The sequence below is a fragment of the Geobacter sp. DSM 9736 genome, from assembly GCF_900187405.1.
Classification (GTDB): domain Bacteria; phylum Desulfobacterota; class Desulfuromonadia; order Geobacterales; family Geobacteraceae; genus DSM-9736.
This window is the reverse complement of sequence record NZ_LT896716.1, coordinates 3,504,255-3,531,046: the sequence shown is the minus strand read 5'-3', so window position 1 is coordinate 3,531,046 and position 26,792 is coordinate 3,504,255. Positions and strand designations below refer to the sequence as shown.

At 54.5% G+C, this 26,792-nt stretch carries 24 protein-coding genes; 16 read left to right on the top strand and 8 right to left on the bottom strand.

What is annotated here, in order from left to right; genetic code table 11:
* Positions 1–165 precede the first annotated feature (165 nt).
* Together CFB04_RS17955 and CFB04_RS15830 are read left to right on the top strand one after the other, a co-directional pair.
* Complete coding sequence (locus tag CFB04_RS17955; RefSeq protein WP_157698817.1) at positions 166–2,229, top strand: PilZ domain-containing protein; 2,064 nt, start codon at positions 166–168, stop codon at positions 2,227–2,229.
* Positions 2,216–4,165 (top strand): HD domain-containing phosphohydrolase, encoded by a 1,950-nt coding sequence (locus CFB04_RS15830; RefSeq protein WP_231934233.1) that lies wholly within the window; start codon positions 2,216–2,218, stop codon positions 4,163–4,165. The genes CFB04_RS17955 and CFB04_RS15830 overlap by 14 nt, the downstream gene beginning before the upstream one ends.
* Before the next feature lies 1 nt (position 4,166).
* Here the strand turns inward: CFB04_RS15830 and CFB04_RS15825 are convergent, their stop codons facing one another.
* Positions 4,167–4,967: a class I SAM-dependent methyltransferase gene (locus CFB04_RS15825; protein WP_088536294.1), complete on the bottom strand. Its 801-nt coding sequence runs from the start codon at positions 4,965–4,967 to the stop codon at positions 4,167–4,169.
* Positions 4,968–5,091: 124 nt separating this feature from the next.
* Here CFB04_RS15825 and CFB04_RS15820 point away from each other — a divergent pair, with 124 nt between their 5' ends.
* Positions 5,092–6,348: an OmpP1/FadL family transporter gene (locus CFB04_RS15820; protein WP_088536293.1), complete on the top strand. Its 1,257-nt coding sequence runs from the start codon at positions 5,092–5,094 to the stop codon at positions 6,346–6,348.
* A 9-nt stretch (positions 6,349–6,357) separates the two neighbouring features.
* On the opposite strand, the gene CFB04_RS15815 is transcribed toward CFB04_RS15820, so the two are convergent.
* On the bottom strand, positions 6,358–6,759 hold the full coding sequence (locus CFB04_RS15815) for a secondary thiamine-phosphate synthase enzyme YjbQ (RefSeq protein ID WP_088536292.1): 402 nt from the start codon (positions 6,757–6,759) through the stop codon (positions 6,358–6,360).
* Positions 6,760–6,929: 170 nt separating this feature from the next.
* Here CFB04_RS15815 and CFB04_RS15810 point away from each other — a divergent pair, with 170 nt between their 5' ends.
* On the top strand, positions 6,930–8,387 hold the full coding sequence (locus tag CFB04_RS15810; RefSeq protein WP_088536291.1) for an RtcB family protein: 1,458 nt from the start codon (positions 6,930–6,932) through the stop codon (positions 8,385–8,387).
* Between the two features lie 3 nt (positions 8,388–8,390).
* On the top strand, positions 8,391–8,816 hold the full coding sequence (locus CFB04_RS15805; protein ID WP_088536290.1) for an archease: 426 nt from the start codon (positions 8,391–8,393) through the stop codon (positions 8,814–8,816).
* Positions 8,817–8,847: 31 nt separating this feature from the next.
* On the opposite strand, the gene CFB04_RS15800 is transcribed toward CFB04_RS15805, so the two are convergent.
* On the bottom strand, positions 8,848–11,787 hold the full coding sequence (locus tag CFB04_RS15800; protein ID WP_088536289.1) for a proline dehydrogenase family protein: 2,940 nt from the start codon (positions 11,785–11,787) through the stop codon (positions 8,848–8,850).
* Between the two features lie 175 nt (positions 11,788–11,962).
* Between CFB04_RS15800 and CFB04_RS15795 the strand changes: the two genes are divergently transcribed.
* From CFB04_RS15795 to fsa, 6 genes are all read left to right on the top strand, one after another.
* Positions 11,963–12,274 carry a hypothetical protein gene (locus CFB04_RS15795; RefSeq protein ID WP_088536288.1) on the top strand — a complete coding sequence of 104 codons (312 nt, stop codon included), beginning with the start codon at positions 11,963–11,965 and terminating at the stop codon, positions 12,272–12,274.
* A 108-nt stretch (positions 12,275–12,382) separates the two neighbouring features.
* On the top strand, positions 12,383–13,003 hold the full coding sequence (locus CFB04_RS15790; RefSeq protein ID WP_088536287.1) for a class I SAM-dependent methyltransferase: 621 nt from the start codon (positions 12,383–12,385) through the stop codon (positions 13,001–13,003).
* A gap of 95 nt (positions 13,004–13,098) precedes the next feature.
* The gene (locus tag CFB04_RS15785) at positions 13,099–13,323 is read left to right on the top strand and encodes a hypothetical protein (RefSeq protein WP_088536286.1); all 225 of its coding nucleotides are present in this window, start codon (positions 13,099–13,101) and stop codon (positions 13,321–13,323) included.
* Between the two features lie 24 nt (positions 13,324–13,347).
* Positions 13,348–13,836 (top strand): 2-amino-4-hydroxy-6-hydroxymethyldihydropteridine diphosphokinase, encoded by a 489-nt coding sequence (gene folK / locus CFB04_RS15780; protein WP_088536285.1) that lies wholly within the window; start codon positions 13,348–13,350, stop codon positions 13,834–13,836.
* Positions 13,837–13,849: 13 nt separating this feature from the next.
* Positions 13,850–14,110 (top strand): YHS domain-containing protein, encoded by a 261-nt coding sequence (locus CFB04_RS15775; RefSeq protein WP_088536284.1) that lies wholly within the window; start codon positions 13,850–13,852, stop codon positions 14,108–14,110.
* A 12-nt stretch (positions 14,111–14,122) separates the two neighbouring features.
* Positions 14,123–14,767, top strand: a complete 645-nt coding sequence (fsa, locus tag CFB04_RS15770) for a fructose-6-phosphate aldolase (RefSeq protein WP_088536283.1) — start codon at positions 14,123–14,125, stop codon at positions 14,765–14,767.
* Between the two features lie 89 nt (positions 14,768–14,856).
* Here fsa and CFB04_RS15765 read toward each other — a convergent pair whose 3' ends face one another.
* Complete coding sequence (locus CFB04_RS15765; RefSeq protein WP_088536282.1) at positions 14,857–15,459, bottom strand: DedA family protein; 603 nt, start codon at positions 15,457–15,459, stop codon at positions 14,857–14,859.
* A 92-nt stretch (positions 15,460–15,551) separates the two neighbouring features.
* Between CFB04_RS15765 and CFB04_RS15760 the strand changes: the two genes are divergently transcribed.
* Together CFB04_RS15760 and CFB04_RS15755 are read left to right on the top strand one after the other, a co-directional pair.
* Complete coding sequence (locus CFB04_RS15760) at positions 15,552–17,381, top strand: bifunctional homocysteine S-methyltransferase/methylenetetrahydrofolate reductase (protein ID WP_088536281.1); 1,830 nt, start codon at positions 15,552–15,554, stop codon at positions 17,379–17,381.
* Positions 17,378–17,785: a hypothetical protein gene (locus CFB04_RS15755; RefSeq protein ID WP_157698816.1), complete on the top strand. Its 408-nt coding sequence runs from the start codon at positions 17,378–17,380 to the stop codon at positions 17,783–17,785. Before CFB04_RS15760 ends, CFB04_RS15755 begins: the two co-directional genes overlap by 4 nt.
* Before the next feature lie 673 nt (positions 17,786–18,458).
* Here CFB04_RS15755 and CFB04_RS15750 read toward each other — a convergent pair.
* The gene (locus tag CFB04_RS15750; RefSeq protein ID WP_088536279.1) at positions 18,459–19,112 is read right to left on the bottom strand and encodes a lactate utilization protein; all 654 of its coding nucleotides are present in this window, start codon (positions 19,110–19,112) and stop codon (positions 18,459–18,461) included.
* Between the two features lie 169 nt (positions 19,113–19,281).
* Complete coding sequence (gene uvrB / locus CFB04_RS15745; RefSeq protein WP_088536278.1) at positions 19,282–21,276, bottom strand: excinuclease ABC subunit UvrB; 1,995 nt, start codon at positions 21,274–21,276, stop codon at positions 19,282–19,284.
* 140 nt (positions 21,277–21,416) lie between these two features.
* On the opposite strand from uvrB, the gene CFB04_RS15740 reads away from it, so the two are divergent.
* The gene (locus CFB04_RS15740) at positions 21,417–21,602 is read left to right on the top strand and encodes a twin-arginine translocase TatA/TatE family subunit (protein WP_088536277.1); all 186 of its coding nucleotides are present in this window, start codon (positions 21,417–21,419) and stop codon (positions 21,600–21,602) included.
* 70 nt (positions 21,603–21,672) lie between these two features.
* Here CFB04_RS15740 and CFB04_RS15735 read toward each other — a convergent pair whose 3' ends face one another.
* Together CFB04_RS15735 and CFB04_RS15730 are read right to left on the bottom strand one after the other, a co-directional pair.
* Complete coding sequence (locus tag CFB04_RS15735; RefSeq protein ID WP_088536276.1) at positions 21,673–22,818, bottom strand: response regulator; 1,146 nt, start codon at positions 22,816–22,818, stop codon at positions 21,673–21,675.
* A gap of 1 nt (position 22,819) precedes the next feature.
* A complete protein-coding gene (locus tag CFB04_RS15730; RefSeq protein WP_157698815.1) occupies positions 22,820–24,802 on the bottom strand; it encodes a PAS domain-containing protein in 1,983 nt (660 codons plus the stop codon).
* Between the two features lie 258 nt (positions 24,803–25,060).
* Here CFB04_RS15730 and CFB04_RS15725 point away from each other — a divergent pair, with 258 nt between their 5' ends.
* Both CFB04_RS15725 and CFB04_RS15720 read left to right on the top strand, forming a co-directional pair.
* On the top strand, positions 25,061–25,891 hold the full coding sequence (locus CFB04_RS15725; RefSeq protein ID WP_088536274.1) for a bifunctional 2-polyprenyl-6-hydroxyphenol methylase/3-demethylubiquinol 3-O-methyltransferase UbiG: 831 nt from the start codon (positions 25,061–25,063) through the stop codon (positions 25,889–25,891).
* 16 nt (positions 25,892–25,907) lie between these two features.
* A complete protein-coding gene (locus CFB04_RS15720; protein ID WP_157698814.1) occupies positions 25,908–26,789 on the top strand; it encodes a DMT family transporter in 882 nt (293 codons plus the stop codon).
* The last annotated feature ends 3 nt before the right edge of the window (positions 26,790–26,792 follow it).

Sequence of the window (26,792 nt, the reverse complement as noted above, 5' to 3'; positions counted from 1 at the left end):
ACCCACTGATGTTTCAAGCTAATAACAAAAAAGCTCCCTTTCGGGAGCTTTTTTTGTTGGCAAAAATGAACGATTTTTTATATAGTTGCGCAGCACACAGAAATGTGTTAGTACATTTGCGAAGCTGGAACTAACAATGTTTTAATTCACGCACAAAGGAAGGTCATGGATACCTCATCTGAAGTGCAAAGCAAAACTGCCCCCCCACCTCCTGATCGGCCAGAAGATAGAGGGAAGAAGATCAGCAAAAAATATCTGGTCAACAAACTTAATTATATAAATTTCCAAAATCAGACCATAAACGTAGTTTTCAAACATTCCCTGTACAAAAACTCCATCACCATCCCGGCAACACCTCTTCCGTGCGGCAGCAACGAACTTCATTGTGCTTGGGCACCCGGGGGCGAGCCTGCATCTTTACAAAATTTCGAGTTCAGCAACTTATGTGTGGCTGACGGGCAAAAGCTTATTGTAGTCAGTGCCGAAGTAATCAAACAGAGCAGAAATGGAATCAGTTTCCTCCTGCCGGAAACGTCATTTTCTGTTAATCAGCGGCGCACCTATCGCCACTACTGCAAAAATGTACAGGCACAGCTCATCCAGAATGGCGTGGTTTTTCAGGGGTGGCTACTAGATTTCAGTGGAGCCTCTTTCAAGGTCGAATTGTTCTCTACACCTCCTCAGTCGCTGCACTGGATTAATGTAGATCAACCAGTTAATATACTCTTCCTGTGTAACAGCCAGGTTGTATATTCAGGTGAGTGTGCAATCAAGAAACACTCTGGGACTCCTAGAACAAAAACGTTTGTATTAACACCGCTCCACTCCAGGATACAGCGATTCAGCTCCAGGGAGACACGAAGCACTAGACACAGGCTGGTGCCTTCACCACGACTACACTTCAAACATCCGCTAACCAACACGCTCCTTAATCTGGAAATTTTTGATGTATCCGGTTCAGGTTTTTCTGTTGATGAAAGTCTGGAAAAGACAGTGCTGTTGCCAGGGCTAATCCTGACTAATGCTGAGTTCTGTCTTTCTGGGAGCTTTAATGTCATCTGCACTGTACAGGTTGTCCATAAAAGCTTGCAGAATACCGCCGAACAAACTGTAGCCAGAAGCGGACTTTCAATCCTTGATATTGATCCGAACGACCATGTAAAGATTCTCGGACTTGTACAGCAGGTAAAGGATAAAGATTCATATGTCTGCAACAAGGTCACCGCTCATCAACTTTGGAATTTTTTCTTCGATACCGGCTTTATTTATCCTGAAAAATACCTCAACCTGGAAAAGCATAAAGAGAAGCTGAAGAATACATTGGAAAAGCTGTATGAGGGCGATCTACCCTTTGCCAGACACTTTGTCTATCAACAGGATGATAGAATAGACGGTCATATGTCGATGCTGCGATTCTATAACAAGACATGGCTTATTCATCATCATGCGTCAAGAAAAAATGAACACTTTAACGCAGGCCTTGACGTCCTTAACAGTCTGAGCCGCTCCATCATTGATTGTCATACGATTTTCTCTGCCCACATGAATTACCTGGCATGCTACTACCGCCCGGACAACAAATTCCCGAACAGGATCTTTGGGGGGGTAGCTAAATACATCAATGACAGAACTGCATGCTCTGTCGATACTTTTGCTTACTTGAAGATGAAAGCTCTCTCCTGCATCACCTGGGGGACGGACAAACCCGGATGGATAGTTGGAAAACTGGGCGATGAGGAGCTAAAGGAATTTAAATATTTTTACGATAGCGCTTCAGGTGGGCTACTGATTCCTGCATTCGATTTGGACAACCCCGTAACGGACAAGGAACCGGTATCGGAAGCATTTGAAAAAGCAGGGTTGAGGCGGGAGCGTCATTTTTATTCGATTAAAAAAAATGGCTCTGTTAAAGCTGTAATCATTTTGACAGTATCCGAATTGGGCTTGAACCTGTCGGATCTTACCAACTGCCTCAAAGTATTTGTGACTGACTGTGAATCTCTTCCCATCACGATACTGCACGCCACGCTGCTGATGGTTGTCACCAAACATTCCTGCAAGGAGGCTCCGATACTGATTTACCCTGCCTCATATGCAGTTGATAACCAGCTTGCTTACGAGAAGCTATACAACCTGTTCATTATCGACACGGCTTACTCTGACCCATACTTCAAATATCTGAAGAACTTCTTCAGGTTCAGCAACTACAAACAGAATGAAATACATTAACAACGGCATGCAGCTATACAACAGCAGAATAATTGACAACTACATTAAGTTGATCAAAAGGAACTATAGTTACATCAACATCTCAGAATTGCTCAAGCATGCAAAGATGGAGGCCTATGAAATAGCAGATCAAGGGCACTGGTTTACACAGGAACAGGTAGATTTGTTTCACGACAAACTCGCCCAGGCAACAGGCAACAGCAACATTGCACGAGAAGCAGGAAGACACGCAGCATCTCCTGACGCCAGCGGCGTTATGCGGCAATATTTTCTCGGACTGGTGGGACCGGCTAAGGCGTTTGAAATGCTGGGTAACGGGGCGAAAAACTTTACAAGGTCGTCACACTATGAATCAAGAGTTATCTCATCAAACAAAGTTGAAATTACTGTTACACCAAATCTGGGTATAAAGGAAAAACCATTTCAGTGTGAAAATCGCCTGGGAACATTCGAAGCAATACTAATGTTATTCAATTATAATGCATCAAAAATAGAGCATACCGAGTGCATGTTCAATGGATCTTCGCACTGTAAATACGTATTCACCTGGGACAAATCCCCTGTTGCCTTCTGGAATCGATTGACATTTGCTTCGATTGCTCTTGTTTTCATCTCAACAATAATTGCACTTGTTATAGATCCCTCCTTCGGAATAAGTATCGTAGGTCCAGCGAGCTTGGTTTTTTCCCTGTGCATGATCCTGATAACGAAACATTTTTCTTACAAAGAAGTACAAGCTGGCTTGAACAACCTACGTGACTCAACGGATAAACTTCTTGAACAAATAAATATAAATTATAATAACGCCTTGCTCTCGAATGAAATAGGCCAAGCTCTTAGTACCCAGACAAGCATAGACAAGATCCTTTCAGATATCATACAAGTCCTGGAAAACCGGCTAGACTATGACAGAGGCCTCATACTTCTTGCCAATCACGACAAAACAAAACTTATGTTTCAAACCGGCTTTGGTTACAACAAAAAGTTCATGAGTCTCCTTCAAAAAACAACTTTCCACCTGGACCGTCCCGAATCAACGGGTGTGTTCATCGTAGCTTTCCGAGAAAAGAAACCTTTCCTCATCAACAATGTAGACGACCTGGAAGGCACCTTGTCCTTGCGAAGCCTGGCATATGCAAAAAAACTGGGCTCAAAGTCCTTTATATGCTGTCCCATCATCTGTGAAGACGAACCGATTGGAATACTCGCTGTCGACAACCTGAAATCGAAGCGCCCATTATTGCAGAGCGACATGAGCCAGCTGATGGGAATCGCACCTATGATCGGAATCAGCATTCGGAATGCTCAACTTATCGAAAGCAAGACACGTCAGTTCAGATCCCTTCTTCAAGTCTTGGCAGCAAGCATTGACGCACGAGACTCGTTAACTGCAGGCCATTCAACCGCTGTCACAGAATATGCCCTTGGCATCTGCGATGAGTTGGCCATTCCGAGGGATTATCGCGAAACAGTGAGAGTCGCTGCATTATTGCATGATTACGGCAAGATAGGCATTCCTGATTCGATTTTGAAGAAAGAGGGGAAGCTGACCAGCGAAGAGTTTGACATCGTAAAAACTCATTCCTCCAAGACACGCGAAATTCTCGAGCAGATAAATTTTGAAGGTATGCTGCAAAAGGTACCCGAAATAGCTGGCTCTCATCATGAGAAAATCGATGGGAGCGGCTATCCCCTTGGCCTTAAAGGGAACGAGATCCCTCTGGGAGCAAAAATCATTGCAGTAGCAGATTTCTTTGAAGCAATTACTTCCAAACGTCACTACAGAGAACCCATGCCGCTGGACGAAGCCTTAGCGCTATTGGAAGGCGAAAGTGGAGAAAGATTTGAAAGAAAGATAGTAAACGCTTTTATTAGTTACTACAAAAGGCATTATGGATCTCACTCCCTCCATAACTTGGGACGCATCAATTCCTGAATTACCTTATACCTCTACAACATATAATCGGTGAATAGGTGAACCTTCTGGGATCTGACAAAAATTTCATGTACTCCTCTACAAATTCCTCGTAACCATTCTCGTACCCCTCGAACTCGAAGCCGATTTTCCTTGAAACAACTTCCGCCTTCTTAAGCCAATTGAAAGCATCCGAATCTTTCAACTCTCCGAAAAGAACATGATGCCCAGCCACATCCACGTTCATTTCAGTAAATCCAAGATCGTACAGATACGAGTACAATTTTCTGCCTGCATAAGGATCAAAGTTGGCACTGGTTTCAAGCAACCTCATGGCAGAAGACACAGTTGACTCCAGCCTTTGACTTAATCCGTAATGGCTGAGACAGTTATGGTCAAGGTCAATAAGACATAGTATCCCGCCCTTGTTAAGCAAAGAGCTTATGTTTTTCACAATTTCAAAGCTGTTTTCCCGGTAGTACTCAAGAAGAAATCTCACCCACACAAAGTCAAATTTTCCAAACGATTCAAGTGAATTACGCGCGTCGGCACACTCAAACTTCAACGTAGGATGAGAATAATTTTCCTTGGCAAACCTGATCCTCTGTGCTCCAATGTCAATCCCTATTGACTCTTCATTGGGTTGAGCAATTTGGTGAAGCCTGAAAGTTGTTTTCCCTGAACCGCAACCAATGTCTGCGACTCTCATACCAGGCTTCAATCCGGCCCATATGGCCTGCTTTTCCACGACCTGCGGATCGGTCTTGAAATCGAGCCTTATAACTTCTTCATCATTTTCCATCAGATAGTCGTTGGTTTTCAATATTGTCCCTGAACCTTTCTCAGTTTTCTTTTCAAGTGGAAGAACAACTTACTGTCGCTGCTAAAGAACAATCCTGCATTGCCGAAGACAGATACACGTTTCTTATACAACAGGAGTGGGCGAAATGAAAAGGAACCTGAAGAGGTTGGGACCCGCACTCATAATGTTCATCGCAGGAACAACGACAGCCCACGGTTCCGGTTTTGCAATTTTCACTCAGGGTGCTTCCGCACTTGGAAAAGGAAATGCAGCAGTTGCACATGCTGATGATCCCTCTGCCATATTTTACAATCCAGCGCTCATAAACAAGCTCAAGGGCACGCAAATATCCATCGGCACCACCGCCCTCATATCATCACGCCGGTTCAAAAGTAGTGAGACCGGCCGAATAACCGAATCCGAAAAAACTTTCTTCCCTTCAACACTTTATGTAACCCACGCGGTCAACAATGAACTCAGCGCGGGCCTGGGGGTATTCAGCCCCTTCGGGCTCGGCACCGACTGGGACGGCAATTGGGAAGGCCGGTTCATTTCGACTGTATCTGAAATGCAGACCTTTACAATCAATCCCGTTGTATCTTACCGCGTGTTGCCGAATGTTTCAGTAGCGGCGGGACCAGATTTTCTGTTTCTCGATGCGACCCTGGAAAAAAAGGTAAAGCTTTCGCCTCTTCCGGACGCATCCCAAAAATTTGAAGGTGATGGAACAGGTATCGGTTACAATATCGGCATTTCGTACGATGTGACACCTGACATTTCACTTGGCGCATCTTACCGCAGCGAAATAGAAGTAGATGTCGAAGGAGATGCCTCATTTCTGGTACCCGCCGGTGTTCCCCAGATAGTTGCCGCACAACTGGCAAATTCGCGGGGGACTACCTCATTCACACTGCCTCGGCAGGTCCAGGGTGGCATCAGCTACCGAGGGATCCCTGCCCTTCAACTAGAAGCAGGTATAAGGTGGGAAGGCTGGTCCTCATTCAAGCAACTACAGGTACTTCTACACGACGGGAGGTCAATGACTACAATCAGGAACTGGAAAGACACCTTTTCCTATAACATCGGAGGGAGGTACCAGTTGAGCGAGAGGACTGCCCTGCTTGCCGGATACCTTTATGGAGGAACTCCGGTCCCCGAAGACACATTCGACCCATCCATTCCCGACGCTCCAACACATGTTTTCAGTGCGGGAACGGATCTGGACTACAACAAATTCAAAATCAGCCTTGCCTATGCATATCAGATGCTGGAGGGCAGAAACAAGAACAACTCCATAGGAGATGCTGCCCCCCCCACCCCAACGAGTGCTGTCGATCGCGCCAACGGGAAGTATGAGACCGGACTTCACATGCTGGCTGTCAATGCAGTCTTTCGCTTTTAACCGAGCATCTCAATCGTCCGCCACGATCTTCACTGCCACCTTCCGCTGCCTCGGCCCATCAAACTCGCAGAAATAGACCGCCTGCCACGTGCCCAGGACCGGCTTCGAGCTCTCGATCAGGATATTTTGAGAGGTGCCCACCAGAGACGACTTGATGTGTGCGTCCGAATTGCCTTCCCGATGCGTGAAATAGGGGTCATGGGGTACAAGCTTATTCAGAAAGGCGACCATGTCCCGCTGCACCGCCGGGTCCGCTCCCTCGTTTATCGTGATCCCCGCGGTGGTATGGAGGACAAACAGATGGCAGACTCCGGAACGTACTCCGGAATTTCTGACGATTTCCTGAACCTGGGACGTTATATCGATCATTTCCGTTCTGGTACGGGTTTTCACGTCGATATACTTAATCATCCCCCACCTCCCGCTTATTAGTGTGGCGCGATCTTACCACAAGATTCCCGCGCTTCAAACCGTTATTTCATGAATAGTTACAGTGAGTTCGGTACGGTTTGAGGGTCCGTGCATCTGTGATATAGTTGAATGCACCTGGAGTTGTATCGCGGAAATTACGAGGGAATACCATGCCCGTACCGCAACAGATACGGAAGATTTCTGAAACCGTATGGGACCTGCCCCCTACATACAAGCAGGGGATGCTCGTTCCGGCCCGCATATTTGCGACCCAGAAGCTGCTGAACGCTTTGGATGCGGGAGTCTTCGAGCAGATCAGCAACGTCGCCTGCCTCCCCGGCATCGTCAACCATGCCTACTGCATGCCGGACGGCCATTGGGGATACGGCTTCCCTATCGGCGGAGCTGCGGCCATGGATCCGGAACATGGGGTGATCTCCCCCGGCGGAATAGGGTTCGACATCAACTGCGGGATGAGGCTCGTCCTCACTAACCTTACTTACGATGAAGTGAGGCCGCACCTGGAGCGGCTCGTGGATCGTCTTTTCCGGCGCGTACCGGCGGGAGTCGGAAGCCACGGTTTCGTCAGGATATCCCAGGACGAGTTTCGCGAAGTAGCGGAGCAAGGTTCCCACTGGTGCATGCGCCACGGCTATGCATGGCAGTCCGATCTCGAAATGACCGAGGAGAGCGGCAGGTTTCCTGGAGCGGACGCCACCAGGGTCTCGGAAAAAGCCGTAGAAAGAGGTTACAATCAGCTCGGCACTCTCGGCTCGGGAAACCATTATCTGGAGATACAGGTTGCACGTCCCGAAAACGTTCTCGACCAGGAACTGGCGCGGTCATTCGGCATAGATCGCCCGAACCAGGTTGTAGTGATGTTCCATTGCGGCAGCCGCGGCTTCGGCCACCAGGTTGCCACCGACTACCTCTCCTCCTTTCTGGGCGTGATGGAGCGCAAATACGGGATAAAGATCATCGATCGAGAGTTGGCCTGCGCGCCCTTTCGCTCGCCGGAAGGGCAGGCCTATTTTTCTGCGATGAAGTGCGCCGTCAACATGGCCTTTGCCAATCGGCAGGTGATTCTTCATCGGGTAAGGGAAGTCTTCTCCGACATCTTCGGAAAGGACCCGACCGATCTGGGAATGGACATGGTCTACGACGTGGCCCACAACACCGCAAAACTGGAGCGGCACAAGGTGGACGGTAAAAAACGGGAGCTTCTCGTTCACCGAAAGGGCGCCACCCGTGCATTCGGACCCGGCATGGAGGGGTTGCCGGAACGATACCAGAAGACGGGGCAGCCGGTGATCATCGGCGGCAGCATGGAAACGGGGTCATACCTCTTGGCGGGGGTGCCGAGCGGCGATCAGAATTTCTACACCACCGCCCACGGCAGCGGCCGGACCATGAGCCGTCACCAGGCGAAAAAAATGCACCGGGGAGAAAAGCTGCAACGGGAGATGGCCGCGCGAGGGATATACGTACGGAGCGTGTCATGGGGAGGGCTCGCCGAAGAGGCAGGTTCTGCCTACAAGGACATCGATGAAGTGGTGGAGGCGACCGAACTCGCGGGTCTTAGCAAGCGGGTGGTCCGGCTCGTCCCGATCGGGAACGTAAAGGGGTGAAACATGCCGTACCGGTACCTGGAAGAGATAGCAACGGCCGACGCGGCATTCGAAGCATGGGGGAGTACTCCCGAGGAGATGTTCATCGCCGCTGCCGACGCGATGCTGAATGTCATGCTCGATGATCTTGACACGGTCCGGTTGGAGCGGGAAGTGAATTTCAATCTGGAAAATTCGGCCCTCGACCTCCTGCTTTTCGACTTTCTCAACGAGCTCGTCTTCCAGAAGGACTCGCGCCGACTGCTGCTGCGGGCGGAAAAAATCAGTTTCGGATCCTCACTTCTCTCCCTGCGCGCCGTAGCCCGAGGAGAAGAGATCGACTACGGAAGGCACAACCTGAGCGCCGACGTTAAGGCCGTCACCATGTACCGCTTCAAGGTCGAGCAGACGCCCGAGGGCTGGCGGGCCATGGTTGTTCTCGACATTTGAACTATCAGATGGAGGTATACCTACCTGCTTTTCACGCTATCACTTCCGGCGTGAACCCTCTCCGCATGGTGTTCTCCGTGATTACCCTCGGCACCATGAACTGCAGGAGGTAGTCGCTTCCTCCCGCCTTGGAACCGAGCCCCGACATCCCGAAGCCGCCGAAAGGCTGACGTCCGACTATGGCTCCGGTGATGGAACGGTTGATATAGAGGTTTCCAGCTCGGAATTCGGCCATTACTCGCTGAATCGTGGCCGGGCTGCGGGAATAGACGCCTCCTGTGAGTGCGAAATCCGTCCCGTTCGCCAGCCGCAACGCCTCGTCCAGATCCTTCGCCCTCATCACCGCCAGAACGGGTCCGAAAATCTCCTCTCTCAGGAGTCTCGATTCCGGCGGGAGGTCCAGTGCCAGCGTCGGTGGGACATACCACCCCGACTCCGGAACAGGCCCTCCCTGGATCACACGTCCCTCCTCCCGTGCCGTTTCGATATAGCCGAGGATTACATCACGGGGGCCCCCTTCGATGACCGGGCCCATGAAACAGGCAGGATCTTCGGCCGGCCCGACGGCTATGGTCCTGACAGCATCGGCAAGCCTTTGGACGAATCGATCATAGCACCCGGCAAGAACAATCACGCGGGAGCAGGCGGAACACTTCTGCCCCTGGTAGCTGAAGGCCGAGTGCACGACCCCCGCCACCGCCTGGTCCAGATCGGCATCCTCATCGACGATTATGGCATTCTTCCCCCCCATTTCGATGACGCAGTGCTTGACACTCCGTTGCCCATAAGCTTTCCTCCCCGCCAGCTCGACGATGTGAAGCCCCACCTCCCGTGAACCTGTAAAAGCAATGAAGTCTATGTCCGTGTGCGCTACCAGGTGGTCTCCCACCGCCTCCCCCTTCCCCGGAACGAACGAGAGCACCCCGTCGGGGAGCCCCGCCTCCCGGAAGAGGCGGAACATCTGCCAGCCATTCACGGGAGAGAGACTCGACGGCTTGTAGAGCACAGTGTTTCCCGTAACTAAAGCCGCAGCCGTCATCCCCACCGATATCGCCAGTGGGAAATTCCACGGAGCAATTACGAGGCCCACGCCGCGGGGTTGATAGTGATAGAGATTCTCCTCCCCCGGTGGGCAGATGAGCCGTCTCCTCCCCCCAAGCCTCAGCATCTCCCGGCCGTAGTACTCCAGGTAATCGATGGCCTCGATGACGTCGGCATCCGCCTCAGCCCAGTTCTTCCCCGTTTCCAGCACCTGCCAGGCCAGCAGCTCCAGCCGGTCACGCCTTGCAATAGCCGCGGCCCGAAACAGAACATCCGCCCGTTCCTGCGCACTTGCAGCACGCCATACAGCCTGGGCTTTTACGGCCGAGGCGACGGCACGATCGGCAAGCTCCCTGTCGATGCCGAAAACGGTGCCGACAATTTCATCCGGGTTGGAGGGGTTTCTGGATTCGATGGAATTTCCCGCAGGGTACTCCTTTCCGTCGATTACTACAGGATAGAGACTCCCAAGCTTCCCACGCACCCTCTGGACGGCTTCGCGGCACCCTCTGCGATTTTCCGGGAGAGAGAAGTCGAGGGGTGGCTCGTTCCGGAAACCCGGCTCCTCAGAGGAGACAACATGCTCCTCCCGCCGCCACGGTTCGGGTGGGGCAAGAAGCGCGTCACGATCCACGTTCTCCACGAAAGCCTGACGCAGAAATCCTTCGTTGGACGTGTTCTCCAGGAGCCGCCGCACCAGGTAAGCCATACCGGGAAGGAGCTCCCCTATCGGCACATATTCGCGCACCACCTGACCCATCTCCCGAAGGGCGCTCTTGACCGGCTCCGCCATGCCGTACAGCATCTGCACCTCGAATTCGCCCGACGGAACACTTACCCGCTCCGCCGTCGCAAGAACGAAGGCAAGGGTACGCACGTTATGGGTACCAAATGCCGAGGTAATGCAGTGACTGTTTCGAAGCATGAATTCGGCGCACCGTTCGAAATTCCAGTCCGTGTGAGTCTTCCTGGGGAATACCGGCGACGGCCACCCCTTCTGGGCCGCGTTTACCGTCTCGTATTCCCAGTATGCTCCTTTGACGAGACGGACTGTGACTTTCCGTCTCCCACTCTCAGCCCATTCCGCCAGCCGATAAAGGTCCTCTTCCGTCTCCTTCAGGTACGCCTGCAGAGCTATGCCCGCACCATTCCATCCGGCAAACTCCTCTTCGTCCAGCAGGGCGATAAAAGACTCAATTGTAATGTTCTTGAGGCTGAACATCTCCATGTCTAAATTTATAAAACCTCCGGCTTCCCGCACTTTGCGGAAAATCGGCCGGAGCCGCACCCTCACCTGCTCCACGCTCTCCTCGTAATTAAGGGGCCCGATCCGTGGAAACAGGGAACTCGCCTTCACCGACACATTGAGGTAAGGAAACAGATCCTCACGAAGAGGCGCCGGCGCATGCCGGTGACGAAGATCGGCAGCAAGGTGCTCTACCAGTTCAAGGTAAAGATCGGAGTATCGCGAGGACTCCTGTTCCGACAGCGCAGCCTCCCCAAGCAGATCTACCGTAAACGTCCTTCCCGTCTCCCGGAGGCGCTGCAACGTCTTTCCCGCAGATGCCGGGGTCTCTCCGGCAATGAACGTTCGTGCGAAAGACATGATGTTTCTGCGGAGAATGGCGGATGTCACTCCCGAAGCGAGCCCGGATGAGGCACCGACCAGTAGCTGCTGTACAATGGGGGAAAGATGAGCTTCACCTGACAGAAAATACTCTCGCAGATGCCTCGTAATGAGTTCGCTACTTGTAAGGGTAGGGAAGGCATCGACGAAACGGAAGAGCTGCACCTTGAGATGCGGATCCTTCATGGCTAGGTGCATCAGCTCCCCTGCCCAACGGTGCCGGTCGAAAACCGCCGGCTGCTCCGCTTCCATCAAGCTGAAAATCTCCCGACCTTTTTCCACTACCGGATCGTTGGCATCCATGGCACCTCCCGTGCACCGAATGAACCGCAATTTCGATCTGCTCATTATATTATGATGCGGCAGCCGTTCAAGACATTCATGCAAAGATTTAGAATTGAAATTGCTTCATAAAAACCGTATTATCCCTCTGTGCCTGTGCACGCCGTACCTCTCCGCCAGGCCTCGGAGACCTCCAATGACCGATACGATCGACCCTGCGCAGATAACGCGGGGCCTGCGGAAAATCCGCTTGATGCGGAGGCTTCTCTTCTTCATCATCCTGGCCTTCGCCCCCCTTGTCTATTTTCTCACCATGTTCGATCTCGCCGAAGGAACGGTGATCATGAGCGGCATTATCTGGATTGCCGCCGGAATCATCCTCGAATTCGTCATCGGCTTCTCCCGATGTCCCGCCTGCCGAAAACATTTCCATGTCCGGGGAATGACCGGCAACTTCTTCACGAAGAAATGCATGAACTGCGACACTTCTCTGCACGGGGAAATCTGACACCCCGGCACTACCGCGAGGCAGTGCGACTTGCATGTCATGTAAATTCAGCTAACCTAAAACCTGTACTCTCTCGGGTTGCTGTCATGAAATGCAAGGAGCTCCGGAATGGATATAAATGCGGTCAAATCCGCCTATCGTCGATACGCTCCCGGTTACGACCTCTGCTTCGGTCCGATTCTTGACCAGGGACGCCGGAAGGCGGTAGCGAAGATGAACTGCCGACCGGGAGAAAGGGTGCTTGAGGTCGGCGTGGGAACGGGGCTTTCCCTTCCCCTCTACGAGTCCTCTGTGCAGGTGGTCGGGATCGACATATCACCGGAAATGCTGGAGCGCGCCGAAGTCCTCAGGGAGCGGCTCTGCCTGGGCAACGTAGCGGCCCTCAAGGAAATGGACGCTGAGCGAATGGCATTTCCCGCAGACAGTTTCGACAAGGTTGTCGCGATGTACGTGGTATCGGTAGCACCCGACCCGGTGCGCGTGGTGAACGAAATGCGCCGGGTTTGCAAGCCGGACGGCGAGCTGTTCATCGTCAACCACTTCCGGCACCCCAACCGTCTGATGGGCTTCATCGAGCGGCTCGTTTCCCCACTTTCCAACATGATCGGATTCAAGCCCGACTTCTCTCTCGACGAGTTTCTCCGCAAGACACAGCTCGACGTACTCGAGCGGATGCCGGTCAACTTCTTCGGTTACTGGACGATGTTGCGGGCGACAAACAGGAAGTAGGGGGCACCATCCCCTTATCCCCCACAACTGTTGGCTTTCGCAATGAAGCCGTGTATTATCGTGCGCAAAGTCCTACGGGCACCCAAGGAGATGCAATGAAGAAAGTCAACCTCTCACTGCTGGAAGTGTCGCTGCTGGCCGGGACCCGCGTCGCCCTCGGAGCGGGGGCCGGGCTGCTGCTTTCCGACAGCCTCGACAATCGACAGCGCCGGGCCTTAGGCTGGGGGCTTTTCATGGTTGGTGCCGCAACCACCATTCCCCTAGTTCGCAGGGTTCTCGGCCCTCCTCTTTCCGGTCTTCCTCCCGTTGTTGAAAAATAGTGTCTTTTATGGTCTAATCCACCGGTGGAAAAGAACGTATTTATAGCCGCCGGCTCCAATCAGGGGGATCGTGAACTGAACCTGTTACGGGCGGTGGCCGAGATCGGCAAGCTTCCGGGAACCAGGCTCACATCGCTCTCCTCCTTTTACGAAACTGAACCGGTCGGGCCGGTGGTTCAGGGGGACTTCTTCAACGCCGTCTTTCGTCTCGAAACGGAGATTTCTCCGGCACAACTCCTTGCGGAGCTGCAAAAAATCGAAACGGATGTTTTCCGGCGGCAGCGGACCGAACAGTGGGGGCCGCGCCCCATGGACCTGGACATCCTGTTCTACGGCTGCCTGACCATGAATGAACCCGATCTGGTCATCCCGCACCCCCGCCTGCATGAACGCCGGTTCGTCCTCGTGCCTCTTTCCGAAATCGCCCCCGACTTCGTCCACCCACTCTTCGGAAAAACGGTATCGGAGCTTCTTGCCGCGCTTCCCGACGGAGAGCGGGTAATGCGAATCTGACAGGAGAATCATTATGAAAATGCTGGTCTGGCTCGTACTGATCTACGTCGGCTTCCGGATCGTAAAGGGGTTCATTGCACAGCGCAAAGAGGACGCCCCGAAGGCAGAGCCTGAAGCCGAAGAGACGCGTAAAGATCCGGTATGCGGCATTTACGTCAGCCGGGACGACGCGGTCATAGGCAACCTCGAAGGAGAAAAGATCTACTTCTGCTCGATGGAATGCCTGCACAAGTTCCAGGAGCAGCTGCAGCACAAGAACGAAGCATCACACTAACACGGAGGAAGCATGAAGTTTTTTATCGACACTGCCGACGTCAAGGAAATCAGGGAAGCGCATGCGCTCGGCCTCGTGGACGGCGTCACCACCAATCCGTCCCTCATCGCCAAATCGGGGCGTAAGTTCGAAGACGTCATCAAGGAGATCACCGGCATCGTCGACGGTCCCATCTCCGCAGAAGTTGTCTCCCTTGACCATGACGGCATGATCCGGGAAGCAGAGGTGCTGGCGGTCATCCACCCCAACATCGTCATAAAACTGCCGATGACCCCGGAGGGGCTCAAGGCCACCAAAACCCTCCACAGCAGAGGGATCAGGACCAACGTCACCCTCATTTTCACGCCGATGCAGGCGCTTCTCGCCGCCAAAGCCGGCGCCACCTACGTCTCTCCCTTCGTCGGCCGGCTCGACGACATCTCCCAGGACGGCATGGGGATCATCGAGGAAATCCGCACCATCTTCGACAACTACGGTTACGAGACGGAAATCATCGTCGCCAGCGTACGGAACCCGATCCACGTGCTGAACAGCGCCCTCATCGGCGCCGACATCGCCACTATCCCCTTCAGCGTCATGATCCAGCTCGCCAAGCATCCGCTGACCGATGCAGGAATCAAGAAGTTCCTTGAAGACTGGGAGAAGGTGCCGAAGTAATCCAATTCCGCACTTCATATAAAAGATAAAGCCCCGGAGCTTGTGCTTCGGGGCTTTATCTTTATCTGCGGGTTCAGCTCAGGACGGGATCAGAGAGACTTCCTCCGGTGCCGCCACACATATACAGCGATCAAGACTACACTGAAGAGGATGACTCCTATGACCGCCTGGTGGGAGTATTTCATGATGAGGTCCTGGTTTTCTCCCAGGACATAACCGATCCATGCAAGGACGCTGCACCAGATGCCCGCGCCGAGCAGGGTATAGATGGAGAACTTGAAATGGTTCATTCGCGCAAGCCCCGCCGGAAGCGAGATAAGATGGCGCACCACCGGCAGCAGGCGACCGATGAACGTTGATATTTCCCCATGTTTATGGAAGAATGACTCCACCTTTGCAAACTTCTCAGCACTGATCCCCACATATTTTCCGTACTTGAGCACCAGCGGGCGGCCGAGGTACTGTGCCGCAAAGTAGTTGGCGTAGGCGCCGACCAGGCTCCCGACAGTGCCGCAGAGAATGGCGACCCAGATATTCATCTTCCCGTCGGCAGCCCAGTACCCGGCGGGGGGCATGACCAGTTCGCTTGGAACCGGGATGACGGAACTCTCCATCGCCATGAGCAGGAAAATGCCCGGGTAGCCAAACTTGAGAATGGTGGCGAGAAGCCACTCGATTGCCGTATGGAGCATAAAGACCTCGACGCGGGAAAGATTTAAGGACGAGGCGGCATTCTAATCAGAAGAGACCCAAAATTCCAGCAAAACCCGACAGCAGGTACAACGTGAATTTCCTGGACAGAGCAAGAAATGAAGTATTGGTCGGAGACGGCGCCATCGGCACCATGCTATACAGCAAGGGGGTAAGCCTCGACGCCAGCTTCGAACATTTGAATCTAGTGCGCCCCGAACTGGTAGAAGAGCTCCATCGTGAGTATCTGGAAGCGGGAGCGCAAGTCATCGAAACCAACACCTTCGGGGCGAACCGCACCAAACTCGGCCTTATCGGGCTTGAGAACAAGGTGGAGAAAATCAACCGGCGCGGTGCGGAACTCGCTCGACGCGCAGCCGACGCAGCAGGAAGAAGCGCATTCATCGCCGGTTCCGTCGGCCCCCTCGCCCGGCCGAAGGGGGAGGAGCAGGATCTTTCTCCGGACGACGTTCTGTCGGTATTCAGGGAACAATGCACCGCCCTTGCCAATGGAGGGGCCGATCTATTCATATTGGAGACATTCTCGGACCTGGAGCAGCTGAAACTTGCACTGACGGCAGCTCGGGAAACAGGTTTGCCTGCTGTCGCAAGCATGGCGTTTCTGGAAGGGGGAAGGACCGGCGGCGGCATTGAAGTGGAAAGAATGGCGACTGCACTCACTGAAGCCGGAGCCAGCCTCATCGGCGCCAACTGTGGTGCGGGTCCCCTCGAGGTACTGCGCAATCTTGAGCGGATGGCTGCAGTCACGGAAATTCCGCTTGCTGCGTATGCCAACAACGGCTTTCCTGAATATCGGGACGGGCGCTACATTTACCGGACCACCCCGGATTACTTCGCCGAGCGGGCTCTGGAGATGGCCTCCGCGGGTGCCAGACTTATCGGCGGCTGCTGCGGAACCACACCTGACCACATCCGGAGAATCGCCGAAAGGCTGAAGGGGGTGCGGCCGGGCCGTCGGGCTGTGGTGATTCAGGTTGCAGCACCGGAATCGCCCCGCGGGGCGGCGGAACCCTCCCGCGGCTTTCTTTCCGGATGGGGGAAGCAGCCGGTTGTAACCGTAGAACTCGATCCTCCGCGGGGGCTGGACTGCACCAAGGTCATCGCCGGAAGCAGGGCCCTGAAGGAGGCTGGCGCCGACGCCATAAACCTTGCCGAAAATCCCCTTGCGCGGGTGCGGATGGGGAACATCGCACTCGCCAGCCTCATCCAGCGCGAAGTGGGAATCGAAGTGATAGTACACATAACCTGCCGTGACAGAAACATCCTGGGCCTTCAGTCGGACCTCATGGGTGCGAGTCTCCTCGGCATCCGCTCCATTCTCGCCGTTACCGGCGATCCCGCCCGGCTCGGGGAGCATGCAGGTGCGACATCGGTGTTCGACCTCAACTCGTTCGGCCTCATCAAACTGCTTTCCGACATGAATGCAGGCGTGAACAGCCTCGGCAGCCCCATCGGCGCCGGCACCGGCTTCACCATCGGCGCCGCCTTCAACCCCAATACGCCCAGGATGGAAGTGCAGGCCGCGCGTCTTGCAAAAAAGGTGGCAAACGGCGCAGCCTTCGCCCAGACACAGCCCATCTACGACGGCAAACGGCTCGCGGAGATGCTCGCCCACACCGAGCCTCTCGGCATACCGGTGCTGCCGGGCATCCTGCCGCTCGTAAGCGAGCGCAACTGCGAGTACCTCCATAACGAGGTGCCGGGAATCATCATCCCGGATGAGGTGAGGCGACGGATGCGGGGCAAGGAGAAGGAGGCGGGGGTTCAGGAGGGTCTCAACATCGCCGCTGAGTTCATATCCGAAACTAAACACAGCGTTGGCGGCTTCTACCTCATCCCCCCTTTCGGCAAATGGGAAGTTGCAATCGAGCTGATCAGGATGATAAAGGGGAAGAAGTCGTGAACAGGGGATATATGGCATGCTGGCTTCTAGCACTCGCGTTGCTGGGGGGGTGTCAGACAATCTCTGCTCAGAAGGAGACGTGCGAGACGACGATACGCTCGTACAACAGAATGGTGCGCTGGCAGGAGCACGAAAGCGCGGAACGTGCGGTGGAAGAAGCGGCACGGGCCGAATACCGGCGGCGTCTCGGGGAAAAGGATCTCCGTATAGCAGACTATCGAATCAAAACTCTAACATGCGACACCGAACGCGGGGAAGCGGAAGCGACAGTAGAGTATGACTACTACGTCCTCCCATCGACGACGTTGAGAACGGTTCAGGACATTCAGAAATGGCGTTACCTGCCGAACGCAAAACAGGCAGAGTGGCGCATTCAAACCCCTCCCCCGGAATTTGGAAACTAAGCCCCCGCGCGCTCAAACTACCACCAACCGTGCAGCAACGACAGATTTGAGATAATGACAAGGCAGCGACCGAGGAGGCTCCGCAAGCGTACCCCGGGTACGTCGAGGAAGCCTCCGACCGAGCAACGCCGTCAGCGCTCAAATATGGCGTTGCCCATCATGATAAAGTGCAGTCAGCGCTGCCCAGAACCACCACCAACCTTTCAGCAACGTCAGATTTGAGATGATGACAAGGCAGCGACCGAGAAGGCTCCGCAGGCGTACCCAGGGTACGTCGAGGAAGCCTCCGACCGAGCAACGCCGTCAGCGCTCAAATATGGCGTTGCCCATCATGATAAAGTGCAGTCAGCGTGCCCAGAACCACCACCAACCTTTCAGCAACGTCAGATTTGAGATGATGACAAGGCAGCGACCGAGGAGGCTCCGCAGGCGTACCCAGGGTACGTCGAGGAAGCCTCCGACCGAGCAACGCCGTCAGCGCTCAAATATGGCGTTGCCCATCATGATAAAGTGCAGTCAGCGTGCCCAGAACCACCACCAACCTTTCAGCAACGTCAGATTTGAGATGATGACAAGGCAGCGACCGAGGAGGCTCCGCAGGCGTACCCAGGGTACGTCGAGGAAGCCTCCGACCGAGCAACGCCGTCAGCGCTCAAATGTGGCGTTGCCGCAACTAGAGGCCCATGTCCTCGTTGACCACCAGCACTCTCAGGTCAGTGCGCCGCGGCCGGCGGTCGATGATGGTGGTAATGCGGCAGATGCGGTCGGGCGAATCGCAGTCGCTGCAGAAACCTGTAGTGGCACATGGTGTCTTGAAGTTGAGGCGCCTGGCATTCGGGGGTGATGACCACTCCTTGACCCGCCGGATCGCCTCTTCCACCGAGCCATCCACCAGTTTGTTACGCCCGGCGACTACAATGACTTTTTTAGGCCCGAAGAACATCGATCCGACCCGGTTCCCGGAAGCATCGATGTTCACCAATATTCCGGAAAGGGTAAGGGCGTTGGTGCCGGTGAGAAAGAGATCGCTGGCAAGCTGGCGATGCATCATGGCAAGCCGTTCTTCCGGAGCGAGACCTGGAGCGCTGTGATTCAGCAATTCCTTCCCCATCCCCGCTATCCGTTCCGCCACCTGAAGGTCGGCCACCGACATTGAACCTCCAAAGCCGACGTTTCCGGCCTCCTCGGCCTCCCTCACAATGTAGTCGGCCGCCTCCTGCGCGGTTGCACAAAAAACGGCGGTAAAGCCGTTCTTCTCAAGGGCGGCCACCGCCTTGCGGCATTTCTGCTCGTACGTCCAGTCAACGAGTTCCTGGGTCAATGTCATCCTGCTTCCCTCCTATGGTTTATAAAAATTGAACCCCTGCGACGTTGCAGGGACGGAATATTTCCGTCAGATCGTCGCACCCGCAGGCAGACCAGGCGGAGGCGTAGCAGCGCTACGCCGACAATGGGATTGCCGAGGACGGCGGCGAGATGGCGGGAAGAGCTCGTCCCTATTTCAAAGCCAGGTGCATCTCTTCCAGTTTCTTTATCCTGTCTCGCAGCCGGGCCGCCTTTTCGAAATCCAGCTCCTTGGCTGCTGCCAGCATCTCTTTCCGCAGCTTCTTCACCGTCTTCGCCACATCCTGCACCGCGACGTACTCCTCAAGCGGCTCGGCAGCCAGGGGCAGTGCAGCATAATCCCGCTCCTCGATGGATTCGAGGATCGAGCGGATCCCCTTCTTCACCGTCTGCGGCGTGATGCCGTGCTCCTGATTATACGCGAGCTGGATCGCACGGCGGCGGGCGGTTTCATCGATACAGGCTCGCATCGAGTCGGTGACGGCATCCGCGTACATGATAACCCTTCCCGCAACGTTGCGCGCCGCCCGGCCGCAGGTCTGAATGAGGGAGCGGGCCGACCTGAGGAAACCCTCCTTATCCGCGTCGAGTATAGTAACCAGCGACACTTCGGGAATGTCAAGCCCCTCCCGAAGCAGGTTTATGCCCACGAGAACGTCAAATTCCCCCAGCCTCAGGTCACGGATGATCTGCATCCGCTGGATCGTGTCGATATCGGAATGAAGGTACTTCACCTTTATCCCCAGATCACGCAGATAATCCGTCAGATCTTCCGCCATCCGCTTGGTGAGCGTCGTCACGAGCACACGCTCCCCTTTACCTATCACCTCCCTGATCTCATGAAGCAGGTCGTCCACCTGCCCCGAGGCAGGTCGTACCTGTATCTCGGGATCAACAAGACCCGTCGGTCGGATAACCTGCTCGACAACCACCCCCTCAGCCATCCGTATCTCATAGTCGGCAGGCGTTGCGGAAACATAGACGGTCTGGTTAAGCTTTGATGTGAACTCTTTGAAATTGAGCGGCCTGTTGTCCAGTGCCGAGGGAAGACGGAACCCGTAGTTGACGAGCGTTTCCTTGCGGCTCCGGTCCCCACGGTACATTCCGCCCACCTGCGGAACGGTGATGTGCGATTCGTCGATGACGAGCACGAAATCATGCGGGAAGTAGTCGATGAGCGTATATGGTGGCTCCCCCGGGTTCCGGCCGTCAAAGAAGCGAGAGTAGTTCTCGATCCCCTGACAGAATCCCATCTCCTCCATCATCTCGATGTCGAAGAAAGTCCGCTGTTCGAGGCGCTGGGCTTCAAGGAGCATGTTCTGCCCCTGAAACCACCTGAGTCGCTCTCCCAGCTCCACCCTGATCTCCTCTACGGCACGCTCCATTGTTTCCCGGCTGGCTACGTAGTGTGAAGCGGGGTAGATGGCGCATTTGGTGAGCCGCTGCAGCACCTGCCCCCGCAGAGGGTCGATTTCGCTTATCGCATCGACGCTGTCTCCGAAAAAGTCGATTCGCAGTGCCCTTTCGTCGTCATGGGCCGGAAAGATCTCCACAATATCGCCACGGACGCGAAAGGTTCCACGGTGGAAATCGACATCATTCCGCTCGTACTGGATCTGGACGAGTTTTTTCAGCAGTTCGTCCCGTCCGTAATCTTCCCCCTGGTGGAAAAAGATGTGCATTTCCTGGTAGGAGGAGGGAGAACCGATCCCGTAGATGCAGGAAACGGAAGCCACTATGATCACGTCCCGCCTGGTGAGGAGGCTTCGTGTTGCAGAGTGGCGCAGTTTGTCGATCTCGTCGTTGATCGAGGAGTCCTTCTCTATGAAGGTATCTGTCGTCGGTATATACGCTTCAGGCTGGTAATAATCGTAGTACGACACGAAGTACTCGACGGCGTTATCGGGGAAAAGCTCCTTGAACTCCCCGTAGAGCTGCGCAGCCAGCGTTTTGTTGGGTGCCAGTATGAGGGTGGGGCGGTTGACCGCGGCAATGACGTTGGCCACAGTGAACGTCTTGCCCGAGCCGGTGACTCCTAACAGGACCTGGTCCCGGTCTCCGCGTTCAATTCCTGCCGTTAGTTCCCGAATCGCCTGCGGCTGGTCGCCGCGCGGCTCATACGTGCTGCTGATGCGAAACATATCCATGGTGGGTATCTTAGCACGGGGCGCCTCCTTTGCCTACGGGGAGAAACGGTCGTAAGGAGAGAATGCCGGCAAGGTAATGCGCCTTGATTTTTCACGGTGATGGTGCAATACTTGCTCAACATTCACGCGGAGGTAGCTTCATGTTCGGATTCGGTATGCCGGAATTGATCGTAATTCTCGTTATTGTGCTTGTTGTTTTTGGTGCGGGAAGACTCCCTGAAATAGGTGGAGCTCTCGGGAAGAGTATCAAGAATTTCAAGAGAGCATCGGAAGGGAAGGACGAAATCGACATCTCTCCAAAAAAAGATGACGAAGGCAAGAAGTAGGACTAAATGTTTCTGACAGACTGATCAAGCAAACAGGTTTGTTTCCGTATTTCCTCCACCATCCCCGGGACTAAAGGGTGAAAGTGAATACTGCACCCTTTCCCGGTTCCCCGGCAGCGTAAATCCTGCCCCCATGACGCTGAATAATCCGCTGTACCGTCGCTAGCCCTATCCCGTACCCGGTGAACTCCTGGTCGTCGTGGAGACGCTGGAATGTGTGGAACAACCGGCCGGCCTGCTTCATGTCGAAGCCGACACCGTTGTCCCGAACAAAGCAGGCAGTGCTTCCCTGATAATTGGTGCTGCCGAACTCGATCAGGGCACGCCGGCTTTTCCCCGTGTATTTCCAGGCGTTGCCCAAAAGGTTCTCCATTACCACCCTGAGCAGTTGCCCGTCCCCTTTGACACGGATATCCTCCGAAATCCTGAAATCGACGCAGCGCTCAGGCTCCTGCCGGTACAGGCCTGCCGCAATTTCCCGTGCCAGTTCGCTCAAATCGACCTGCTCCCGGTGGACGGGACGATTGGCAAGCTGCGAATACTGGAGCAGAATTTCAATCAGGTGATCCATCCGCTCCGTCTCCATGAGCAGATTCCGCAGTAACCCCAGTTCCTCGTCGCTGAACCGCTCCTCTCCGGAACCGAGAAGCAGGAGGCCCAGTTCTCTTACATTGGCCAGAGGAACTCGCAAATCATGGGAAACAGCATTACTGAAAGCCTCAAGTTCCCGGTTCGCATGCGCCAGATCCAGTGCCCGTTTTTCCAGTGACACGTTCAGCTCCCGTATCAGCTTGTTCTGCTCCGCGACCTGCTTTCTGAGATGAATGCCCACAGATGATTTCTCGATTGCCTCGAACAGCTTCCGGTAATCAATCGGCTTCAGCACATAATGGCTTATCCCGATTTCGATGGCATTGAGCAGATAGTTGGTTTCGCTGTAAGCTGTGACGGCAATGATCACCACATCCGGATTAATCTGCTTTATCTCCCCCGCCATCAGAATACCGTTCATTACCGGCATGTTGATGTCGGTGATGACGATGTCGGGACGATGCTGCATGTACAGTTCGAGGCCGGTCCTGCCGTTTTCTGCCGTGTAGAGCGTGTGCTGGGGGAATTTTCTTGGCAGCGTCTGGGCGACCAGTTCCCGGGTTACCGCGTCATCCTCCACGTACATGATGGATATCGATCCGGCTTCCTCCGTAACGACACTCATATCATACCTCTATCCTGAATTCAGCACCGTCACCGGTGTTGCGGACTGTGAGCCGCCCCCCCATATTTTTCTCGATGATGGTCTTAGAGATGAAGAGACCTACGCCCGTTCCTTTATCTGGGTCCTTGGTGGTGAAGTAGGGGTCGAATATCTTGTTCATGATTCCCTCGGGAATCCCTCCGGCATTATCCGTAACCGTTACGACGGATTTATGATTCTCCTTGAACAGACGCACCGCAACCCTTGGAGCCGGCACCCTGCGCTCTATCAATGCATCCCTAGCATTGCTGAGAATGTTGAGTAGCACCTGGGAGTACTCGTTCGGGTATCCGACGAGGGTCGAATCATCTTCCGCCGTTACCCGCAGATCGATATGCTGATCTTTATAGCTCCCCTCGATCAGTGAAACCGTCTTTGCCACCAGCTCGCGGACCTGGAAACTGATCTTTTCCTTATCCGGCTTGAAGAAGTAACGGAAGTCGTCTATGGTCTGGGACATGTGGAAAATCACCTGCATCGACTTGCGGATTGTCTCCTCCGCATGCTGCCGATCGAATCCACCCATGTCCCATGTGACCCCCAGCCCCTGCAGGTAGAGCCCGAGCGTGTTGAGCGGCTGACGCCACTGATGGGCGATGTTGCCGATCATCTCACCGATGGCTGCAAGCCTGCTCTGCTGCATGAGCATCTGCTCCCGCTCACGAAGAGCCTCCATTGCCTGCAGCCTGGCCGCCGTCTCACGCTGCAGCTCGATCTGGGCCTGACGGTGATTGTGCTCCCTCTTGAACCGGTCCAGCGCAAAAGAGATATCGGCGGCCATCTCCTGGATAAGCTCGATGAGTTGCGGGTCGAAGAAATTTCTCTCTCCTGCGTAGAGACTTAGAATCCCTACAACTTCACCATCCAGTTTCAACGCCACTGCGGCAGCAGAAAGCAGCCCGTATTGCTCCGCCTGCCGCTGCCACGGCACGGTCCTGGGATCGGAGAGAAAGTCGTTGGTGTAGTGATACCCGCCATGACGGATCGCCAGGCCCACCAGCCCCCTCCCCTCCGGCTCGTCGTAAGCCGTTACCCTTATCTGCTCCAGCAATTCCGATCCGAATCCGGCAGAAGCGACGGCGTTCACCCTCCCGGTCACAGGATCGTGGATTCCGATCCACGCCATCTGGAAGCCGCCATGGTCCACGGCGACCTGGCAGACGGCACTGAAGAGGGTTTCTCGGTCGCCTGAGCGGACGATAGCCTTGTTCGTCTCGCTGAGCACTGCGTAGAGATGGTTGAGGCGAAGGATCTTCTGTTCAGCAACCTTGCGTTCCGTCGTATCGGTATGGGAACCTGCGAGGCGGTGGGGGACTCCATCGGCGTCGCGAAGGCACGCCCCCCGGGTAAGAATCCAGCGATAGCTTCCATCGCGGTGTCGCAGGCGGTACTCGATCTGATAAAAAGGTATTTTCCCCGCAAGATAGGCGTCACGATGCTCCATGACCTTCTCAAAATCGTCCGGGTGGATACGGCTCTTCCAGGTGGAGGAATCATTGGGGAGTTCGCCGTCTTCATACCCAAGCATCCCTTTCCACCGCGGCGACAGATAGAGATCGCCCGTATTGAGGTCGGCGTCCCAGATCCCGTCGTTAGCTCCCTGAGCAGCGAGGGCGTAGCGTTCCTCGCTGTCCCGTAAGGCTTTTTCCGTTTCTCTGCGGCTGTAAATCTCCTTCTGCAGCGCATCAATAGTCTTTGCGAGCTGCTCGGTCCGCCGACTCACCCGCTTTTCAAGCTCATCATAGGCACGTTGCAACTCCTCCCTCGTCTGAAGGGGGCGGTGTTGCAGCGGTTTACCCTCACCGGTCCGGTCGGGTTCATGCCCAGTCCGTTCGGCAGACGTAACTGTATAAAGCCCTTCCCGAGGCAGCTGCGCCTCCTCGGCTTGAGAACTTCTATCGGAGAGGACTCGCCTCATTTCATCGATCAGCTCTGATCTGGACATTTTTTCGTAGTTCGGCTGAGAGGTCACAGGCACTTGCCTTTTCTTCACATACGGCAGTCGGAACGTGTTCTGGCCGGAAGGGGGAGGCAGCCGCCGTCACTGGGGGATGGAATAAGCTCGCGTGGAACCAACAAGGTTAAGTAATATAAATTAAACCTGCTAACAAGGGAAGGAAAAAATTCATGCGGCAAGGGATCGTTGCGTCGTTGTCTCCGACGCTGTAACAAGTTATGATACGCAGACCGAAAGGAGGTGTGTATGCTGAAGGTAGCAGCTGCGAGCCTGATGGTTGTGCTCGCTGTCTCTGCAGGTACCGTACTAGGGGAAGAAGCCTCTCCTCAGGCCGGAAATACTAAAGTGGAAGTGTCATCCCAGCAGCGGATGAAGGCGCTGATGGAACGGATCTTCTCCAACTCGACCAGCAGCAGGTCGAGGTTCGATCCCAGTCCCAACGCTTTTCTAGTAGAGGTAGTCCAGGGCTTGAAACCGGGGAGAGCGCTCGACGTAGGAATGGGCCAGGGTCGAAACGCCCTCTATCTCGCCGGGAAGGGTTGGGAGGTTACAGGATTCGATATTTCCCCTACAGGGATCCGGCAAGCACGGGAGCAGGCGCTAAAACTCGGCGTGAAGCTGCAGGCCCTGGAACGTACCGATGCCGATTTCGATTTCGGCATCGAAAAATGGGACATGATCGTTCTTTGTTACGTGGATTTCCGCCATCTGATGGAGCGGATTCGCAGCAGCCTCAAACCGGGGGGAGTCGTAGTCATCGAAACCTACCATCGTGATACGAGCATGTACCGGCCTATCCAAACGGAAAAGGCATTCTCCAACAACGAGCTTATCCTGATCTTTGGGAATTTCCGTATTCTGCGTTACGAAGATGTGCCCGCACGTCCCGATTGGAACTTCACGGGAGAAGAAAAACACCGGGTCGTGAGGTTGCTGGCACAAAAGCCTGATCCCTCCGCCCCCGTCAGCTGCTTTCATAACGGCAAGGCCTTTGCTGAAAAGGCCGAGGTGTGTGACGGAGAGAAAAAGCTTGTCTGCAGCAGGACCGGCTGGCAACGCAAGGGGAACTGCAAGTGAACGGAGGGCTAGGCTGGTGAACAACGATGTCATCGGCATAGCAGCCGCTCTGCTGTCCGCTGCGGCATGGGCGGCCGGCGCCATACTTTACCAGAAGTTCGGACGACACATATCCTCGGCTGGAATGAATCTGACAAAAGGAGTCATCAACCTTCTCCTTCTCTCCATTGTGGTTCTTCTTTCCGGCTACCAGTCTATGGACCCGGTCTCGTTTTCGTTATTAGGAATAAGTGGGATTCTGGGAATAGCGATCGGAGACACTCTGTTCTTCGAGGCACTCCAGAAGGTCGGCGCCCCCGTGCTCGTACTTCTCTCGCTCCTGGGCCAAGTGCTCACGGTCCTTTTCGCCGTAGCCTTTCTAGGCGAACAGCTGACTCCGCTGATGTGGAGCGGGGTCTTCCTCGTTGCAGGCGGCATCACCTTCGTCGTCTTCACCAGGATCTCGGGCAGTTCGGAAAAACGGACAACCAGGGCAGGTTTTATCTGCGGGCTAGGCGCCGTCCTCTGCATGTCTGCGTCGGTCATTGTCGCAAAAAAGGGGCTGGCAGAGGTATCCGCTGTTCAGGGCACCTTCGTCAGAATGCTGTGGGGCACGATGGGTCTAGTCATATGGGGAGGGATCAGGGGCCGCCTCGGCGCCTGGGTTGCGCCTTTTCGGGAAGCGAGTACGATGAAGCACTTCTTCCTGCTCGTTTCTTTTATATCCTTCGGCGGGTTCTGGCTCTTCCATGTCGCGATAAAATACACCGAAGTCTCCGTGGCGAATACCCTCAGCTCTACGGAACCGCTCTTCGTCATCCCGCTGGCGGCAATCTTCCTAAAGGAACGAACTTCGGGAAAGGCGCTTGCCGGAACGCTCGTCGCGATGGCAGGTATTCTCCTCCTCTGCACCGGCTGATTG